Source organism: Nakamurella lactea DSM 19367 (assembly GCF_000426645.1).
In the GTDB taxonomy this organism is placed as follows: domain Bacteria; phylum Actinomycetota; class Actinomycetes; order Mycobacteriales; family Nakamurellaceae; genus Nakamurella; species Nakamurella lactea.
Genome location: NZ_AUFT01000001.1, coordinates 468,286 through 487,410 on the forward strand (window position 1 = coordinate 468,286; position 19,125 = coordinate 487,410).

Annotated in this window: 13 protein-coding genes; 7 read left to right on the forward strand and 6 right to left on the reverse strand. The window is 68.3% G+C overall.

Annotation, left to right across the window (positions count from 1 at the left end; translation table 11 throughout):
• Window positions 1–41 precede the first annotated feature (41 nt).
• The 5 genes from K340_RS26940 to K340_RS26945 all read left to right on the forward strand — a co-directional run bounded on the left by K340_RS26940 (window position 42) and on the right by K340_RS26945 (window position 6,353).
• Entirely contained in the window at window positions 42–1,304 is a 1,263-nt protein-coding gene (locus tag K340_RS26940) for a CpaF family protein (RefSeq protein WP_037362232.1), read from the forward strand.
• Window positions 1,305–1,440: 136 nt separating this feature from the next.
• Window positions 1,441–4,281 carry an AfsR/SARP family transcriptional regulator gene (locus K340_RS0102380; RefSeq protein WP_029135523.1) on the forward strand — a complete coding sequence of 947 codons (2,841 nt, stop codon included), beginning with the start codon at window positions 1,441–1,443 and terminating at the stop codon, window positions 4,279–4,281.
• Between the two features lie 153 nt (window positions 4,282–4,434).
• Window positions 4,435–4,926, forward strand: coding sequence for a hypothetical protein (locus tag K340_RS0102385; RefSeq protein ID WP_029135524.1), 492 nt, complete (start codon window positions 4,435–4,437; stop codon window positions 4,924–4,926).
• A gap of 34 nt (window positions 4,927–4,960) precedes the next feature.
• On the forward strand, window positions 4,961–5,458 hold the full coding sequence (locus K340_RS0102390; protein ID WP_029135525.1) for a DUF1269 domain-containing protein: 498 nt from the start codon (window positions 4,961–4,963) through the stop codon (window positions 5,456–5,458).
• 94 nt (window positions 5,459–5,552) lie between these two features.
• The gene (locus tag K340_RS26945; RefSeq protein ID WP_169726897.1) at window positions 5,553–6,353 is read left to right on the forward strand and encodes a Pr6Pr family membrane protein; all 801 of its coding nucleotides are present in this window, start codon (window positions 5,553–5,555) and stop codon (window positions 6,351–6,353) included.
• A gap of 206 nt (window positions 6,354–6,559) precedes the next feature.
• On the opposite strand, the gene K340_RS0102400 is transcribed toward K340_RS26945, so the two are convergent.
• Window positions 6,560–7,783, reverse strand: a complete 1,224-nt coding sequence (locus K340_RS0102400; RefSeq protein WP_037362234.1) for an MFS transporter — start codon at window positions 7,781–7,783, stop codon at window positions 6,560–6,562.
• 59 nt (window positions 7,784–7,842) lie between these two features.
• Between K340_RS0102400 and K340_RS0102405 the strand changes: the two genes are divergently transcribed.
• On the forward strand, window positions 7,843–8,823 hold the full coding sequence (locus K340_RS0102405; RefSeq protein WP_029135527.1) for an ArsR/SmtB family transcription factor: 981 nt from the start codon (window positions 7,843–7,845) through the stop codon (window positions 8,821–8,823).
• A gap of 31 nt (window positions 8,824–8,854) precedes the next feature.
• Here the strand turns inward: K340_RS0102405 and K340_RS0102410 are convergent, their stop codons facing one another.
• On the reverse strand, window positions 8,855–9,517 hold the full coding sequence (locus tag K340_RS0102410) for a TetR/AcrR family transcriptional regulator (protein WP_084613935.1): 663 nt from the start codon (window positions 9,515–9,517) through the stop codon (window positions 8,855–8,857).
• A gap of 365 nt (window positions 9,518–9,882) precedes the next feature.
• Here K340_RS0102410 and K340_RS36375 point away from each other — a divergent pair, with 365 nt between their 5' ends.
• Window positions 9,883–12,714, forward strand: coding sequence for an Ig-like domain-containing protein (locus K340_RS36375; RefSeq protein WP_029135529.1), 2,832 nt, complete (start codon window positions 9,883–9,885; stop codon window positions 12,712–12,714).
• A 210-nt stretch (window positions 12,715–12,924) separates the two neighbouring features.
• On the opposite strand, the gene K340_RS26950 is transcribed toward K340_RS36375, so the two are convergent.
• From K340_RS26950 to K340_RS0102435, 4 genes are all read right to left on the reverse strand, one after another.
• Entirely contained in the window at window positions 12,925–15,348 is a 2,424-nt protein-coding gene (locus K340_RS26950) for an ATP-binding protein (protein WP_051264838.1), read from the reverse strand.
• Window positions 15,349–15,446: 98 nt separating this feature from the next.
• Window positions 15,447–16,982 (reverse strand): glucoamylase family protein, encoded by a 1,536-nt coding sequence (locus K340_RS26955; protein WP_407662195.1) that lies wholly within the window; start codon window positions 16,980–16,982, stop codon window positions 15,447–15,449.
• A 211-nt stretch (window positions 16,983–17,193) separates the two neighbouring features.
• Window positions 17,194–18,039 (reverse strand): ABC transporter ATP-binding protein, encoded by an 846-nt coding sequence (locus K340_RS26960; protein WP_211229220.1) that lies wholly within the window; start codon window positions 18,037–18,039, stop codon window positions 17,194–17,196.
• Window positions 18,036–19,058, reverse strand: a complete 1,023-nt coding sequence (locus K340_RS0102435) for an ABC transporter ATP-binding protein (protein ID WP_029135530.1) — start codon at window positions 19,056–19,058, stop codon at window positions 18,036–18,038. Before K340_RS0102435 ends, K340_RS26960 begins: the two co-directional genes overlap by 4 nt.
• Between the last annotated feature and the right edge of the window lie 67 nt (window positions 19,059–19,125).

Sequence of the window (19,125 nt, forward strand, 5' to 3'; positions counted from 1 at the left end):
GGACCGATGCCGCGATACCGGCCGGACGGGAGGGGCTACCGATGACGACAACGACGGCCACCGAGCACATCCACGACGAGGTGCGGGAGCTGATCCGGCGGCGCGGGCTGGATCCGGTCGCCGACCGCAGGGCGGCGAAGTCGCTGATCGACGAGGTGGTGGCGCACTACGAGGAACGGGTGCCGAACAGTTCGCTGCCGCCGCTGCTCGACCCGGACGCGACCACTCGGTTCGTCTTCGACGCGCTGGCCGGCTTCGGCCCGTTGCAGCGGTTCCTGGACGACCCCGAGGTCGAGGAGATCTGGGTGAACGAGCCCGGCCGGGTTTTCGTCGCCCGGCACGGCCGTTCGGAGCTGACGACCACCATGCTCGCCCCCGGCGAGATCCGCGACCTGGTGGAGCGGATGCTCAAGCCGTCGGGCCGGCGGCTGGATCTGTCCAGCCCGTTCGTCGACGCGCTGCTGCCGGACGGCAGCCGGCTGCACGCGGTGATCCCGGACATCACCCGCGAGCACCTGTCGCTGAACATCCGCAAGTTCGTGGTGGCGGCCAACGGGTTGGAAGATCTGGTTGCCCGCGGAACGTTGACCGCACATGCCGCCCGTTTCCTGGAGGCGGCCGTGGTGGCCGGCTTGAACGTCATCGTCTCCGGCGGCACCCAGGCCGGCAAGACGACGCTGCTCAACACCCTGATCAATTCGATCCCGCCGCGCGAACGGGTGGTCAGCTGCGAGGAAGTTTTCGAGCTGCGCCCCAACCTGCCGGATGTGGTGGCCATGCAGACCCGGCAGCCGAACCTGGAGGGGCACGGCGAGATCCGACTGCGCCGGCTGGTCAAGGAGGCGCTGCGGATGCGGCCGAGCCGGATCATCGTCGGCGAGGTCCGGCAGGAGGAATCGCTGGATCTGCTGATCGCGTTGAACTCTGGCCTGCCCGGAATGTGTTCTGTACACGCCAATTCCGCCCGGGAGGCGGTGGTGAAGCTCTGCACACTGCCGCTGCTGGCCGGCGAAAACGTCACCGACGCATTCGTGGTGCCGACGGTCGCCGCCTCGGTGGACCTGGTGGTACAGCTGGGGATCGAACCGGACGGCTCCCGACGGATCCGGGAGATCGTCGCGCTACCCGGACGGGTCGAGGCCGGGGTGATCGAGACCGCCGACATCTTCACCACCGAGGACGGCACACTCGTTCGGGCCCAGGGCTTTCCGCCGCACCAGGACCGGTTCGTCCGGTACGGCATCGATCTGCCCGCCCTGCTGGCTGGTCCCGAGGACCTCGGCGGCGGCCGCCACCACACGTGATCCGCAGTTCCTCGATTCGGTCGTCTCGCAGGACGAAGGCCCGCGGGCTGGTGACGTTGAACCTTTGCCGGGTAATCGTCACAACCGCTCAGGACGACACATCGCTGCGTAGTCGCGCTATGTTCTGACCGTGCGCATGCGTATCCGTGACCTCGGCCCGATCACGGTGGAGGTGGACGGTGAAACCACGCTGCTTGGTCGCCGGCCGGAGGCTGCGCTGGCCGCGCTGTTGGTGAACACGAACCAGCGAGTAGCCGTAGACACGCTGCTGGACGCTGTGTGGGGCGATTCCGGGCGCGCCGGTTCGCAGTCGACGTTGGAGAGTCACATCTGGCGGATCCGGCAGGTGCTGGAGCCGGACCGGCCACGCGGCGCCCCGTCGACGGTATTGGTCAACGACGCCAACGGCTATCGCCTCGTGCTGGCATCCGACGAGGCGGAGTCGGCGTCGTTCGTGCACCTCGCGGATCAGGCACGGATGCTGCTGGACACTGATCCGCAGCGGGCGGTCCGGCGGTGCGACGAAGCGTTGGCACTGTGGCGGGGTCCCCCTTACGGCGCCTCCGCCGACGCCTCGTGGGCCGCAGCGGCGGTGGCCCGATTGGTCGAGACCCGCAACCAGCTGCGGATCCGGCGGGTCGACGGTCTGCTCGCCGGCGGCGACCTCAACCTGGCGGTGATCGACTCTGGCGTGCTCGTCCGGGAACTCCCACTGCGCGAGGAGGTGTGGGCGCAGCGGATGCTGGCGCTGTACCGATCGGGCCGACCGGACGAGGCGCTGCGGGCCTTCCGCGACGCCCGGGAACTGCTGCTCGACGAACTCGGCCTCGAGCCCGGAACGGAGCTGCAACAGCTGCAGCAGCGGATGCTCAGCCGGGACGCGGCGCTGGACCGTCCACCGGCCACGGTGGCGCCGGCGACTCAGGCCGTGGCGAACCTCCCCCGGCGATTGTCCGCGCTGATCGGACGGTCGACTGAACTGGCGTCGCTGGTCAAGCTGGTCGAGCGGCATCCGCTGATCACCGTCGTGGGCGCCGCCGGATGCGGCAAGACCCGGCTGGCGATCGAGGTCGCCCGGGACACGGCCGAGCAGTTCCCGGACGGCGTTTGGCTGGTCGACCTGACGGCCATCGAGCAGCCCGACATCGTGGTCGACCTGGTCGCCTCCACCATCGGGCTGTCCCCGGCGGCCACCGGACCGGTGGCCTCGCAACTGCGGGAGTACACCCGGGACCGGCGGATGCTGCTGGTGTTCGACAACTGCGAACACGTCGCTCCCATCATCTACGACCTGCTGGGTGATCTGCTCGGTGACGACTCCGCCGTCCACGTGCTGGCCACCAGCCGCGAGCCGATCTCGGTGCCGGGCGAGATCACCTGGCCGCTACAGCCCTTGACGGTGCCGGCCGAGTCCGAACCGGGTTCCTCGTCAGCCCTGGAGCTGTTTCTCACCCGCGTGCACGAGGCCGACCCGACCGCCGAACTCGACGAGGCGCAGCTACAGCTGGCCGCCGATGTCTGTGACGCTGTCGACGGTCTGCCGTTGGCACTGGAGCTGGCCGCGGCCCGGGTGCGAACTGCTTCGTTGATCGAAATCGCCGGGCAGGTTCGCGCCGATCCCGGCGGGCTGGCCAGGGTCGGCGGTCGCGGTGGCCGCGCCGATCACCGCCGCACCATCCGCGACGTCATCGACGGGAGCCACCGGCTGCTGGGCTCCGAAGAGCAGATCCTGCACCGCCGCCTGTCGGTGCTGCGTGGGCCGTTCACCCGGGGCTGCGCAGCCGCGGTCGCCGGCTTCGCCCCGTTGAGTCCGGCCGACATCCCCACGCTCTTGGATTCGCTGGCGCACAAGTCGTTGGTCAGCGCAACCCGGGCCACCGACCCGGACGAGGAGTCGACCTTCCGTCAGCTCGCCACTGTCCGAAGCCACGCCGAGACGGAACTCCTTGCTGCGGGCGAAGTATCGGACGCGGTCGCAAGTCGCCACCGCTGGCTGCGGGCGATGCTGGATCGTCGTCCTCAGGTGGGCCGCGCCGACGACCACGGCTGGTACCGGTCGCTGGATCACGACTTCGGCACCGTTCGGGCCAGCCTGCAGTCCGTGCTGGTCGACCGACCCGACCCGTCCGCCGGCTTCACCCTCTCCCGGATCTCCAACTTCTGGTACTACCGCGGACGGATGGTCGAGGCGCTGCATTGGCTGGAACTGGCCGTCCCGCCGCCGCCCGACACCGACCCGCTGGATGCCGCGATGACCGAGCTGAGCCTGGCCGGCCTGCACGGCATGCGTGGCCGGTTCGATCTGGCCCGGCCGCTGTTCGACCATGCCCTGGCGGAACTTGGCACGATCCCCACGGCGCGACGGGCTGACGTCATCGAGCACCTGGCCTCGTTGGCCCTGGTCGGTGCACTGCACCAGGACTTCGGTTTGGTGGCCGTGCTCGGCGAACGCATCAAGGCCATCGCCGCCGGCGGCAGCACCGACTTCGAGCTGATGGCGGAAGCTGTTGCCTGCTTTGCCACCATCGCCACCACCCCACCAGAACGCAGCGCCGAACGGGCCGGGGACATCTACCAGCGGGCGCTTGCCGGTGGTGTGCTGCTCGCCGGCTGGATCTGTTGCATCGTGCGGACCTCGCTCGCGGTGCCGCTCCGCGACCCGGCCGACGGGCTGGTCTGGACCGACCGGATGACCGACGTGCAGGTCCGGCTCGGTGCGCGACTGGAGGCGATGCCGATCGAAGGGCGCGCGGCACTGATGGTGGCCAGCGGAGACCACCGGGAGGGCGTCGCCCTGTTCGCCGCGTCGCAGGCACAGAGCCGCCGGGCGGGCATCGGCTGGCCGACCCGGCCCACCACCGAGGACCAGCTCGACAGTGCGCGGCAGCTGCTCGGACCCACCGACTATGAACTCGCCTGGCGCGAAGGACTGACGATGACGCCGACCCACGCCCTCGGACAGACCCGAACCCGCTGACGATCAACGGCTTCCACCCGCCGCAGCAGGGCGGGCTCGTCCCGTTGGAAGCGCTCCAAGATCGATTGGAGCGGTTTTGGAACCGGTCCGGGCAGCATCTGATCTGCCGCCGCAAGTCGCGGCCGTCGACCGCCAAAGCAGATCGGAAAGCTCATGTCCCCGTACGAACTCCTAGCCATCCTGGCCCTCACCGGATACGCCGTCTATCAGCAGACCCGCCGGCACCAGATCGTCGCCTCCACCCGCTTCAAGCTGGCGGTGATCTACGGGGTTGTCGGGTTGGTCATCGGCGGGATCGAGCTGCCTCGCACCCGATTGGCCATCGCCTTCCTGGCGATCAGCATCGTGCTGAGTGTGGTCGTCGGGCAGGTCCGCGGTCGGCTGACCCGGATCTGGGCCGAAGGCGGCCGGATCTACAGCCAGGGCACCGCCGTGACGGTCTCGCTGTTCCTGGCGCTGATCGCCTCGAAATTCGTGCTGGGCACCATCGCCTACTTCGCCCATGCCAGTGATACCGGCGGATTCGGCGAAATCCTCATCATGCTGGCGCTGATGATGGCAATCCAGGCCGAGCTGATCCACCGCCGCGCCCAACGTCTGGTGGCGCAACTGCCGGCCGATTCCACCCCGAGCCTCGTGCCGTGACCGTGGCCACCATGCCCTCGCACGAGGGGGCGCGATGACCACCCTCACCGTCTGGCGATTCGCCGACGTCGACGGCGCCCTCCGGGCCGAGCGAGAGGTGGCGATGCTCTCCGCGCTCGATCGGCTGCCGATCAATGACGCCTGGCTGATCCTCTGGCCGAAAACAGCGCCGTCGCCGCACACCCGCGGCGCTGGCAACATCGCCCAACTCGCGCCGCTCGACCAGTCGTTCTGGGGTCTGCTCCACGGCCATGTCTTCGCTGCGCCTTTACTGGCCGGCGACGGTCCCGAGTCGCATTACCTTCAGGAGGTCGGCGTCGATGCGCAGCTCATCCACCTGTTGCGCGCCGGTCTGCGGCAGGGCAGTTCGGCGTTGCTCACCATCACCGACCAGGACGTCCCGACAGAACTCGCCGCACAGATCGCCGGGGCGCGCCACCACCAGGATCGGGACCACTACCGGGACCGGATATTTCACCGCCGGCTCACTGCCGAACATGCCGGCAACCTGCGCCGGGTCTTCGGCCGATAGGCGCCCCCCCCCGGTGACCTCCTCGCAGTATTTCGCCCGATCTGTACGGATCGGCGCAGCCCAGCCAGGAATCGGACAGACGATGATGAGCAGCATGAACCGGAAGATCGCGATAATCGGGTGGCGAACGCCCAAAGCCTCCCGCATCTGGCACGCCGTCATCGTTGTGGACATTGCCGTCGCTCTGGTGATCCAGCTGGCGCTGATCCTCACCGGCGGCCCCGACCCCAACACCGGCGACACCGTCGCCTCGGTCGGGATCGGAACCAGGATGATTCAGACCCTGAGCTTCTTCACCATCCAGAGCAACCTGCTGGTGTTGATCGTCGCCATCACCCTGGTCATCGACCCACGGAGGGACGGCCGATTCTGGCGCGTCCTGCGGCTGGACGCGCTACTCGGCATCGTCATCACCGGCCTGGTCTTCGACCTGATCCTCATCCACTACGTGCACCCCAGCGGTTGGCAACTCGTCGCCACCATCGGATTCCACTACATCGCTCCCTGGGCCACCCTGCTCGGCTGGCTACTGTTCGGGCCACGCCCGCGGATCGACCGCGCCACCATGGCCTGGGCGCTCGTCTGGCCGATCGCCTGGATCGCTTACACGTTCGTCCGCGGCGCGCTCGTCCACTGGTATCCCTACCCGTTCCTGAACGTTCAGCAGATCGGCTTTTGGACGGCCCTCCGCAACACCTCGTTCGTCGTCGTGCTGGCGCTGGTGCTGATGGCCGTCTTCAAATTGATCGACCGGACCGGTTCGACGGTCGGTCCGGCCGCGCCCAACCAGGCCAAGCGACGACGGGGTCCTCAAGTGCTCCCCGTCGAAGGCCAGGTCGAGGGCCAGGTCGACGGCCAGGTCGACCCCCACCCGCAGAGCTCACCCATGCAATAGCCGCACTGGCAGGATCTGTCCGTGCAAAAGCGGATCAGTCCGTCACAGCACCGACCTTCCCGGCCACGATGCCGGCCGCCAGATCAGCGTCACGCAGTCTCACATCCATTCCACGAGCCACCCTCGAGGTGGGGCTCCTCGCCAAGGGCGCCGTTCGGGCTCGGCTTCGCGCTACTCGAATCTCGCTCGGCAGTCCGACGGCTGCTCTACGAAGCGCCCGCCGCCGACTGAACTGCACCAGGGTGTCCGAGATTGCGGACCGATCGGTGTGCCAGCGGAATCACGGTGGCCACCATCCAGACCAGCGCAGCTACTAGACAGACCGTTTGGGCGCCAAAGCTTCTCGCCAGTGGGGCGGCCACGAGTTGGCCCAGTGGAATCGCAGCGTAGGAGAGCAGATCGTCGAGCGAGGCAACCCGCGAAAGCTTGTTCGCAGGAACGTGTTCCTGCAGTGCGGTGTCCCAGGTGACAGCGGCGGCGCAGGAGCCGACGCCGCCGATTATTGCGGCGACGGCGAGCCACCCTAGGGGCAGGCCGACGCCGAGGCCGAGTAGCGGGACCGCTGCGACGACACTGGCCAGCAGGGTGACGCGAAGGTAGTAGCGGACCACAAGTCGATACGCCAGCACGCTCATCGCCAGCAGCCCGATGGCCCGCGCGCTCAAGATCAGACCCCAGCCCTGCGGGCCACTGTGCTGGCTGACGATCTGCGGGCCGAGGATCTGCCACGGCCCGGTCTGGACCAGGTTGACGACGAAGAACGCCAGCGACACCGGCCACAGCCAGCGGACGGACCGGAAGTACGACCACCCCTCCCGGATGTCGCGCCACAGCGAGGTGGGCGCTGTCGGCGCCTTGGCTGACCGATCCAGGTGCAGCAGACAGATCGCCGCCACTGCGTAGCTGGCCGCGTCGAACGCGAGGGCGAGCCCGCTCCCGGCGGCTGCGACGAGCAGGCCGGCCGCCGAGGGTCCGATGATCCTGCTCGCGTTGCGAGTGGACGCGAGCAGCGCGTTGGCCTTCAGCAATTGGTCGACGCCGACCAGTTCGGGGACGATCCCCCGAAGGGCAGGTGTGGTGAATGCGGCGAGCGCACCGTTGGCGAACTCAAGGCCCGCAATCGCCGCCAGCGAATAGGTATCGGTGAGCAGGATGGTTGCCACGGCGCCCTGGGTGACGGCAGATCCGACGTTGGCGATCGCCAGGACCGTGCGCCGGGAGAACCGATCTGCCGTCGCCCCGCCGACCAGCAGCAGCAACAGGTGCGGTATCAGGTTGGCGGCCAACACAATTCCGAGATCGTTCGGGCCGGTCGACGCATCAAGGACGGCGAACACCAGCGCAACCGGCGCCATCGAACTGCCCAGCAATGACGTGAGCCGACCGGCGAAGAACCAGGCGAAGACGGGGCGCCGCAAGGGGTTGGTCACAGCATGGCAGCCTGACTGAGCAACCCTGGTCGTTGTAGTCTTTCGGTGGGAGGCGAAACATGCCGTCGTTGCTCAGGCTCAGCCCGGAGGCCGTTGCCAGGTCCCGGTTCGCGCTGTCACCGCTGGCCGAAACGGTGAGCGCCATGCACGCGCTCGAGCGCAATGACGACCGCTGGCCAGATCCATGGGCCGGGTCGCATCGCCGGCAGTTCCGGAAGTTCTTGGCCGACAATCCTTTCGCCAGCGGATTCGTCTCGCTGATAGCCAGCACGAAGTGGCTCCCCGCCCCGGTCTGCGTCCCCCCCAACCAGGGCATGAAGACCAGCCTGGCCGACGAGCTGCCCCGGGTCCGGTCGTTCAACGATGCCTCGGTGATCGACGAGCTCACCACTGCTTGCAAGCACAGCTGGAAGCGGCACGACCTGAAGTGGGCAACCGGAAACGACCTGGCCGACCGGATCGCCGATCTGATCCAGCACGTCTGGACACGACACGTCGAACCGGACTGGTTGCGCCGGCGGGCGATCCTGGAACGTGACGTGATGTTCCGGGCCGGCCTGCTGGCCGCCTACGGCTGGCCGGCGGCCGTCGATCGGATGAGCCGACACAGCGCCTGGATCGCCGCGGACGCGATCCAGTTCACCACCTGGCACACCGTCCCGGATCGGCAGGTCGGCGACAGCGGCCTGCAGTTCGTGCCCGTCTCCCGAGGGACCGGGACCTGGCTGGCCGAATGGCCGCCCGACGGCTTCGCCCTCATCTACCCCGCTCGCGGCATGGCTGACGAGCCGCCACCGCACGAACAAGAAGCCGTTGACCGGCTGGTCGGGCCCGGGCGCGCCCGGATCCTGCGCGAACTCGCCCGGCCGGCCACCACCAGCGATCTGGCCACCGAACTCGGCGCAGCACTCGGAACGGTCGGAGGGCACCTCGCAGTGCTCCGCAACGCCGGGCTCATTGCCGGCGCACGGGTCGGGCATCGCGTCGTCTACCGGCGCACCGAACTGGGCGACCGCCTGGTGAGCCAGCCTTCGAGCTAGCGACGGCAATCGCCGCGGCGATCTTGCCGGATCACCCCGGGCGCCGTGGCATGAACTTCGGGCCCAGCGGCCGGGCCACGGCATTCGCGGTGAACTCGACCATCGCCTCGACCACGAAGTCCGCCGGCGGCAACGGATATCCGGGCAGGGCGATCAACAGCGACGCGGTGCCGTGCATGGACATCCACAAGAGGCAGGCGACCAGCCGTGGATCTCCGGGGGCGATCATGCCCTGCCGCATCGCTTCCGTGACCTCGTGGATCACTCTGGTGCCGAACATCGTTTTGGTAAGAATTTCCTGGCCGTCGAAGCGACCTGGGTCGCGTTCGTTGCCGTCACCCATGTACAACACGTGGTACAGGCGCCGGTTCTCCATCGCGAAGTCGGTCAGGGCCATCCCGAGCAGCTTGATCCGCTTCACCGGATCGGTGATGCCCGCAATCTCGTCGAACCGGGCGTCGTAGAACGCGTTGAACGCCTCGCGCGCGAGGTCGTAGACGAACTCGTCGCGGCTGTGGAAATGCAGGTAGATGGCGGCCTGACTGACACCACAGACCTCGGCGACCCGCCGAATGGTGATGGCGCGGGGATCCCCGGTCTCCGCGAGGATCGCAGCACCGGCGGCAAACAAATCGTCACGCAGAGTAGGTCCGTCACCCTTTCGGCTTCGACTGCGAGCAGGAGGTTTGCTCATCGTGATCCTTCGCGTCGGCGCCGTCGGGGTCAAAAGCGACTCTGCGGCATGAACTGCCGACTAACGCCGAAACTTACCAGTGCTCACATACCACCAAACGGTGCCCCTAGGCTTCGCTCCGTGTTGGCTCGGGACCGTCCGCGGCGGCCGGTGGCTACACATCAATGTCCTCGCCTACCCGTCGGAGAACTCCCATGTCCGCACGCAGTGCCCATCCCCTCCTGCCCCGACAACGTCGCCGATATCCCTCCTCGCCAGTACCTCCTCCCCCCAGTGAGCCGCCCAGCCCCCGAATCGGGCGCCACCGGGCCGGCGCCGCCGGAGCGCGGCTACGGCCGATCACCGCCGCGGCGCGGGTACTCGGCGTGCTGCTGGTGGCCCTGTGCACCGGCGCCTTCCTGACGCCGATCAGCCCGGCGGCGGCCGCCGTCATCCCCGACGCGATCACCGACGTGGTGATGGCCAACGAGGGCGGCGACGTCGGCGGGGGTCAGCCCATGCGGGTGGACGTCTCCTTCCACATCGGCAAGGGCATCGACCAAGGCGGGTCCGCTAAGGCGGGCGATACCTTCACGCTGCAGCTCGATCCGCGGTTGAAGGCGCTCACGACCGGCTTCGCCATCTTCACGCCCGATGGCGCGACGAAGGTCGCTGACGTGACGATCAGCGACGCTGGTCTCGCGACCTTCACCGTGACGTCGTACGTCAACGGCAACGATTCCACCGACGGCCGGGCCTTCTGGCAGACGTCCTTCCGCCAAGCCAGCATCGAGGCCGGCGACAAGACCCTGCTCTTCACTTCCGGTGTTGCCACCTGGGAAGGTCACGTCACCGTCGTGCCGACAGTCCCTGGCGACCCCGGTGGACTGACGGAGGCCTTCAAGAGCGCCTACTGGCTCAACGGCGAACAGACGCGAGGCGCCTGGAAGATCACGCTGCCCCCGGGTCCACTCGACGAAGTGTCGCTCGTGGATTTTCAGGCGACGGCCGGAGGGCCGTCCTGGATCTTCAATTGCACTGGCGCCTCCGCCAGGGGCACCGCCGGTGGCGTCGAGACGGCCTACAACTGCACCGAAACCTCGCTGACGTTCACGATCCGCGACGTTCCTGATGCCGCCACCACCGGCGCTCAGCCGTACGTCACCATCCCGTTCATCATCACCGACCCGAGCGAGGCCGGCGATCTCGTCATCGAGAACACCGCTCACTACACCTCCAGCTCCGAGAACCAGGAGGACGACGAGGATCTCCCCGCTTACCTGCAGCGCACTCGCGGCGGTGTCGCTTCGGGAGCGACCAACCCGTTGGACCCGACCGTCACCCAATCGACGTGCGACGGCAACCAGCAGACGGACCCCCAGGTCGTGCCGGTACGGAACGGCGGCGGCGTCACCTACTCGATCGAGGGAACGCAGGCGCCGGGCGAAACCGTGCACGTAATCGGCGCCCTGAGCCCGACCTACACCTGGGCCAGCCCGCTACCGAGCGGCTGGGTACCCCTGGCGGACGGAACGGTCTCGTACGAGATCATCCTGGACTCGCCGAACTGCGACACCCCAACGGTGCCGGTGAATCCCACTGTCTCCCAGGCCTCCTGCGCCGGACCCGGCGACGTGACGCCACCATCGGTCACCCTGCCGGATGACGGTAACGGCATCACCTACACGAAGATCGGCAGCGAGGTCGCGGGCGGCACCGTCACCGTGACAGCGACCCTGGCCGACCACTACCAATGGGACGACCTCCCGGCGGGCTGGACCGCCGCCACTGACAATCGCAGCGCCACCCGCACCGTCGATCTCGTCAACATCGACTGTCTTCGGTACGTGACGCCGGTGACCCCGGACGTGACACCGGCGTCCTGCGCCGGACCCGGTGACGTAACACCACCGTCGGTCACACTGCCGCCGAGTGCAGCAGGGGTGGATTACCGCAAGTCCGGTGACGAAGTGGCCGGCGGCACGGTCACGGTCACCGCGACTCTGGGCTACGGCTACCGCTGGGGCACCCTGCCCGACGGCTGGACACCATCCACCGTCAACCGCAGCGCCACCTGGAGGGTGACGCTGGACATCGTCGACTGCATCGAAATCGCCACCCCCACGGCACCTGACGTCACCCAGGCGTCCTGCGCCGGACCCGGCGACGTGACACCACCGACGGTCGCGCTGCCGCCTGACGACGGGTTGGCTTATCGCAAGTCCGGTGACGAAGTGGCCGGCGGCACGGTCACGGTCACCGCGACTTTGGGCTACGGCTACCGCTGGGGCACCCTGCCCGACGGCTGGACACCTGGCGCCTTCGCCTCCGAAGTCAACTACGTCGTCGAACTCGACAACATTGATTGCCGCAACATGCAGGTGCCGGTGAATCCGCAGGTGACCCAGGCATCCTGCGCCGGTCCCGGCGACATCACCCAGCCAACGGTCACTCTGGCGCCGGATGGGGTCGATCTCCTGTACAGCAAGGCCGGTGAAGAGGTTGCCGGCGGCACGGTCACCGTCACAGCGACGTTAGTTGGCTACAAATCCCGGTGGGGCGTGCTCCCCGACGGCTGGACATACGGCGCCCCCGACACCGTCAACCACGTCGTCGAACTCGACAACATCGATTGCCGCGAGGAGACAACGCCGACGGTGCCGACGATTACCATGGCGTCCTGCGACGGCCTCGGCACGGTGATTCCGCCGTCGGTCAGCACCATCGATACCGATTCGATCACCTACACCAAGGCTGGCGACGAAACTCCCGGTGGCACCGTCACGGTGACGGCGAACCTGAAGGACGGTTACAAGTGGGGCAACCTGCCCAACCTCTGGACGTCCACGACCGTCCGCGACGTCTCGTACACGGTCACGTTCGATGATCTGACCTGTTCGGCTACCCCGGCGACGACCAGCACGAGCACCCCGACCAGCACGAGCACCCCGAGCACCCCGAGCACCCCGAGCACCCCGAGCACCCCGAGCACCCCGAGCACCCCGAGCAGCACGATCCCGGCAAGCTACGTCGACGAGACGCGCGACACCGAAGGCACGGTCAGTCCGCCCACCGACAGCTCCGAGCACCTCGCGCAGACCGGTGCCGGACCGCTGCTGCCGGTCGTCGGTATCGGCGTCCTGTCGCTGTTGTTCGGCTCCGCACTGTTGCTGTTCGGTCGACGGCGGCAACGGACGCACCACCAGCGCGCGCACTAGCGCCCGAGCTGCGCGGTGTGCACCGGTCAGCCCCTGGGCCGATGCGCACCGCGCGTGGATGATGCCCACATCGCCGCGCCGTCCAACCCGCGGCGATGTGGGCATCTGTTTCACCATGAGCGGGCACGGCGGCCGGGTCTGAGGACAGCCCGGCCGCCGTGTCCTTGGTTCACTGCCGACAGCCGCAGCGCTCAGGGGCGACCGAAGCGATCAGACAGGTTCGAAGCCGGATTCCAGCCTGGCGAGCATCCGCTCCGGGCGAAGCACGCCGGTCAGTTCCGCGTACCGGTGCTGGCCGAGGGCATCGATCACGGCTGCCACCGTTGCCTCGCGTTCCGCGCCCTCGCACGGCGGAATCGGTGTGCCGATCGATGTCCGCAGCGCCTCCGCGGTGCCGAGCAGCCGCGCTGCCGTTTGATAGCGGGCGCGACGGGTCGCCGTTGCCGCGAGCCCGTCCAACACGCCGGCCGCCCGCCACCGATCCCCCATCCGAGCATGCCTGGTCAGGCTCTGCTGCTGCAGGCTCCAGGCGGAGTCCAGCCTCCCCTGATCGCGGTCCAGCGCACCCAGCTGGTCAAGACACCAGGCGGTCCCTTCGGCGTAGCCCAGCCGCTCGCACAGCTTTTTGCTCTCCTGCAGGAGTCGGCCCGCTCGCTGCCGGGCGCCGCGATACCGCGAAGCGATACCGAGGTTGAGCAACGCCCAGACGACGCCCTCGCTCTCTGCCCGGCCACCGAACTGGTCCAGCGCCTTGGTCGCCAGCTCCTCGCAGGTCTGCCAGTCGCCGGTCAGCCAACGGACGAAGGCGAGGTAGTTCAACGCATCGCCGACGCCGGCGCGGTCCCCGACCGCCTGGCACAGCTGCAGCGCCTCCTCGTGCAGGGCGATCGACTCGGCGTACGAGCCGCGCTCTCGGGCGATGCTGCCGAGGCGTTGCAGTGCGTCGGCCGTGCCGGATACCTGGCCCGTCGCCCGGTACAGCGCCAGCCCGTCCTGGATGCGCCGGGCACCGACGTCGTACTCGCACTGCAGATAGGCCAGCGTCCCGGCGGCAACCAATGCGTCTGCCCACAGCATCGGGTCGGCGGCCGGCGCAGCGGCGGCAGCTCGCAGCGCCGCGTCCAACACATCACGGCCCTCGCCGTACCGACCACGGAGATAGGCGAAGCGCCACACCGCGGTCGCGACCCGCAGTCCCTGGTCGACATCACTGGACTCCAGCCAGAACTGTTGCGCCGCGCGCAAATTGTCGATCTCCGGGTCCAGCCACTCGAGCCACTGCTGCGCGCTCGGCCCGCGCAGCCCGGCGGCCGCTCGCTCGGCCAGGCCGGTGTAGAAGCCGGCGTGCCGTGCACGGATCGCGGCGCCCTCGCCGGCTGCTGCCAGCCGGCCGGCCGCGTGCAGTCGGATCACCCGCAGCATCATGTAGCGGCCGAGTCCGTACCGGTTGTCCGGCACGATCAACGACTTGCCGGCCAGCCGGGCCATCAGCGCAACGACTTCGTCGCCTCGGACGATCCCGCCGACGGCGAAGTGCCGCGCTGCGTCCAGCGTCCAACCCCCGACGGCAACCGACAACCGGGCGAACAGCTCCCGTTCGGCCGGCTCGAGCAACTCGTAGCTCCACCCGATGGCGGTGCCCAGTGTGTGGTGTCCAGCGGCCGATACACCCGGTCCCGCCAGCGGGCCCAGCAGAGAGTCAAGGTCTGCCGCCAGCTGCCCGGCGGTCGTCGCGCCCATTCCAGCGGCGGCCAGTTCGATCGCCAATGGCAGGCCGTCCAGGCCGCGGCAGACCCGGGCGACGGCGTCCGCCGACTCCGGGTCGAGGACGAGATCTCCGACCACGTCCTTGGCGCGGTCAAGGAACAACCGGGTGGCCGGCCAGCGGCGCAGATTCTCCATGGTCGGACGTTCACCGGCAGGTGGGGCAGGCAGCGGCGCGACCGGATAGATGATTTCGTCGGCGATCCCCAGGGCCTGCCGGCTGGTGGCCAGCACCCGGACCCGGTCCGAGCGCGACACCAGGTCGGAACACCACGCGGCCACCGCCGGGAGCAGTTGTTCGCAGTTGTCCAGAACCAGCACGGTGGCGTCACCGCCGATCTGGTCGAGCACGGCCGTTGCCGGGTCCGGGTCGGGGCGCTCCCGCGCACCGACGGCGGTCGCCACCGCTGACGGCAGCCTCGACGGGTCGGCGATCGCCGCGAGTCGCACCCAGCGCACCACGCCCTGCCCCGATCGGGCGACCTGGTGCGCCACCGCGAGTGCGAGACGGGTCTTGCCCACCCCGCCGGGGCCGGTGAGGGTGACGATCCGCGCCGGCCCGGTCAACACGTTGCCCAACTCGGCAAGCTCGGTACTCCGGCCGAGTATGGGCCGCACCTGTTCGGGCAGTCGCCCGGCCGGCCCGCCGTCCCGGTCGAGCGTGACCTGCAGCCGCGCGGCATCGACGCCGAGCGCATCGGCCAGCAGCCATACGGTGTCCGGCCGTGGACGCCGTCGCCCCAGTTCGAGGTCCGCGATCGCCTCCGGCTCGACGCCGGCACGGTGTGCGAGTGCCTCCTCGGACAGGCCGGCCGCCAGGCGCAGTGCGCGCAGCCGTACCCCGAACTGGGAGTCGGTCTCGACAGCCAAGGATCTGGTCCCTCCGGCGGCGCCGCGGTACGCGTCGTTGGATCCAGATGGTAGGCGGCGGCCAGGGCTTTGTCAGCGGGCCGACGATCCAACCAGGGTCAGTGGCCCGAACCGCCGATCGTCATCCGTTCGGCGCCCAACACCGCGCGGGCCGCCCATGACACCTGGTCCTTGGCGAAGTATCCGCTCAGCGCGTTGTGGTTGAGCGCGTTGTCGATGCCGGCCATGATCATCGACTGATCCAGCACCAACCGGCGATGTCCGACGGCTCCGGTGCCCGGCGCCACCGCATCGAAGAACCCGCCGTCCCGGCTGTACACCTGCGGATACAGCGCGCGCAGCGTGTCGATGTTCGCCATCGCGCCCTGCGGGTCGATGGGCAGGGCCAGGAACGACGCATGCGGGGTCACCGTGGTCTCGGCGGCACACGTCGAACACTGGGACAGGCCCTGTCCGGCCGGGAATGCCTGGCCCTCGACGCCGTAGGTGGCGTAACCGCCGGTGTCGTCGGCGGTGCTGGACGGCGACAGGCCCCACACCGGATAGCCGAGCTGGGTCGCATACCGTTGTTGCACCTGCACGGTCAGCCGGTTCGCGAGGCCGAAACTACTGGGCCCCCAGGCGGTTTCCGGGACCACCTCGTTGGCCATCAGGGCCTCGAACATCCCGCCGCCCCAGGTCGGCAGGAAGCTCAGATCGGTTCCCGGGTAGGTGTAATGACCCTCCCAGACCCGGAACGTGCCACCGGACACCGGATCCTTCACGGTCCGCCAACTCCCCCCGACCGGCCACTGACCCTGCCAGGAGAAGTCCGGATCGGTGCTGCACTGCTGTGGCGGCAGCGTCCGCCAGGTGCGCCACCAGACATCGCCGGGCATCTGCCGCAGGCCCATGCCCAGGTACATCGCGATGCGCGGATCGGAGTAGATGGCGCCGTTGTGGTAGCCGGCCGGCCCCTGATCTACGTAGTAGCCGCCGTACATCTGCCCGGTCGGCTGGTTGTCGACGGCCGCATTGACGTTGCAGTTCGGGTCCTGGGCCCTGGCGTCGTAGAAGATCGAGAAGTCCATCGGCGCCAGCAGGGCATCGACCTGCGCCCGTAGTTCTGGCACGGCCTGCCGCGCGACAATCAGACCGGCCGCATACCAGCCGTTGTCGACCGCGGACAGGAAGTAGCAGTTGTCCTGGGTGGGCGTGGTCTCGGTGGAGCAGGCGACGTCCCCGGGGTTGCGAATGGCAGCACCGGTGCTGGTGTCGTACCACTGATAGAGAAATCCGGACGACCGCTTCATTTTGCCGACCGCGGTGAGCGTCTGACTGATCAGCCGGCGCTCCTGCGGCCGCTTGATGATGCCCAGATCCGCGGCTGACACCACGGACCAGAGATAGACGCCGATGTTCGCCGCTGACGTGTAGCTGCCGCGGACCGCGCCCGGTCCGAGATTGTCCAGCGGCAGGTGGGTCTGCGGATCGAGGTCCTGTTCGAAGAACTTCCAGGTGTCCCTGGCGATCGACATCAGTTCGGCGCGCTGGGCGCGGGTCAGGGATCCTGACCCGCCGGGAGTCCCTGTCCCGGTGCTGCCGGCCACGGTGGAATTCAGCACGGTGGAATTCAGCACGGCGGAATTCAGCACGGCGGAATTCAGCACGGTGGAATTCAGCACGGTGGAATTCAGCACGGTGGAATTGAGGACGGTGGAGTCAAGGGTGCGGGCCTGCGCGGCCGGCGCGCCGAGCATCGGCGTGGTGAGGGCGGACGCGACGAGTGTGAACACGGCGCCGACCGTGCGGATCCTTCCAGCAGTACGCATGTGAGTGCCTTTCGACTAGCAGGGATCTATCGACTTATCGGCCGTCGTCGGCGGCGGTGCTCGCCGGTGGGGCAGCGTCGCCGGCGGCGAACGGATTGGGGATGGCATCGAGCAGTTGCACGGTGTACGCGTCCTGCGGGTTCTGCAGCACCCGCTTGGTGTTGCCGCGCTCCACCAACTTTCCTTCGTGCAGCACCAGGATCTCGTCGGTGACGACCCTGGCGCTGAGCAGGTCGTGGGTGATGTACAACAGCGAAAGTCCGTGGTCCACCCGGAGTTTCACCAGCAGATCGAGCACGCCGGCACGCAACGACACATCCAACATGGAGGCGGGCTCGTCCGCGACGATCAGCTTCGGATCGGCGGCCAGCGCCCGGGCGATCACCACGCGTTGCCGCTGCCCACCGGACAACTGATGCGGCAGTTTGCCCAAGAACTGGCCGGCCGGCGCCAACCCCACCGTCTCGAGCAGCTCGGTGATCCGATCCCGGGCCCGGGCGGCGGGCATCTTCAGGAAGTTCTGCAGCGGCCGACCCACCATGTATTCGACGGTGTGCAACGGGTTCAATGCACCGTAGGGGTCCTGGAACACCATCTGGACGTCCGACCGGTAGCTCCGCAGCGCCTTTCCGCGCAACTTCCCGACACCGACGTCGCCGAACCGGATGCTGCCGGAGCTCGGGTGTTCCACGCCGGTGATGATCTTGGCCAGTGTGGACTTGCCGCTGCCGCTGGCACCGACCAACGACACCGCGGCTCCGGGGGTGATCTCGAAACTCACGTCCTCACAGGCATGGAAACTCCCGCGCCCCCGCACCCGGGACGCATAGGTCTTGGTGACGTGGTCAACCGTCAGTGGCGGAACCGAGCTCGCAGTCACCGTTGTCCCTCCGTCTGTGGGTCGGCCGATTTCGACCTCGCGTTCGGCGCCGGTGCCCGGACGAAGCAGGCAACCCGGCCGGAACCGGCCGGCGCCAGCTGCGGAACGCTGTCCCGGCATCCGTTCCGCGCCAGCGCGCACCGGTCGGCGTAGAGGCAACCGCCCCCGGTGGTGGACAGATCCGGTGGCATGCCAGGGATTCCGTGCAGCTGCACCACTTCGGCGCGTGGGTCGCCGTAGCAGCCGAGCAGTGCATCGGTGTACGGATGGTGCACGCCGGTCAGTACCTCAGCGGACGGTTTGTCCTCGATGATGCGCCCGGCATACATCACCAACAGCCGGTCCGTCGCCTCCAGCACCGTGCCCAGGTCGTGACTGATCAGCAGTGCGGTGAACCTCTGGCTGGCCTGCAACGACTTGATGGTGTTCATCACCGCCTTCTGCACCATGACGTCGAGCGCAGTGGTCGGCTCGTCGAAGACGATGAACCGGGGCTCCAGCGCCAGTGCGAGCGCGATCACCACCCGCTGCCGCATACCGCCGGACAGTTCGTGCGGGTACCGGTCGAGTACCTCGGCCTTCAACTCCACCTGTTCCAACAGGTCCCCGCCGCGCCGGCGGATGCTCGCCCTGGTGTAGTCGTCGCCATCCCTGGCGTGCGCCTTCAGGATGTCGCCGAAGTGATGGCCGATGGTGCGCACCGGATTGAGTGCGTTCATCCCGCTCTGCAACACCAGGGCGAACCCGTTGCGCCGCTGGGCGCGCAGTTGTTCGCCGGACAGCGACGCGATGTCGGTGCCGTCGAACGAGATCGACCCGCCGTCCAGTCTGCCCGGCGGTTGCAACAGCCGGGTCAGCGCGAAGCCGAGCGTCGACTTACCACAACCCGACTCCCCCACCAGGCCGACGAACTCGCCTTCGGCGAGATCGAGGTCGACATCACGCACCGACCAGATCCGGGCGCCGCGGTTGGGCTCGTAGACCACGTTCACCCCGCGCGCCGAGACCAGACCTCTCATGAGGTCACCCCGTTCGTCCCTCGCGGGCTGCCCTCATTCAGCGTTGATGACTCGTTCGCAAGCTCAG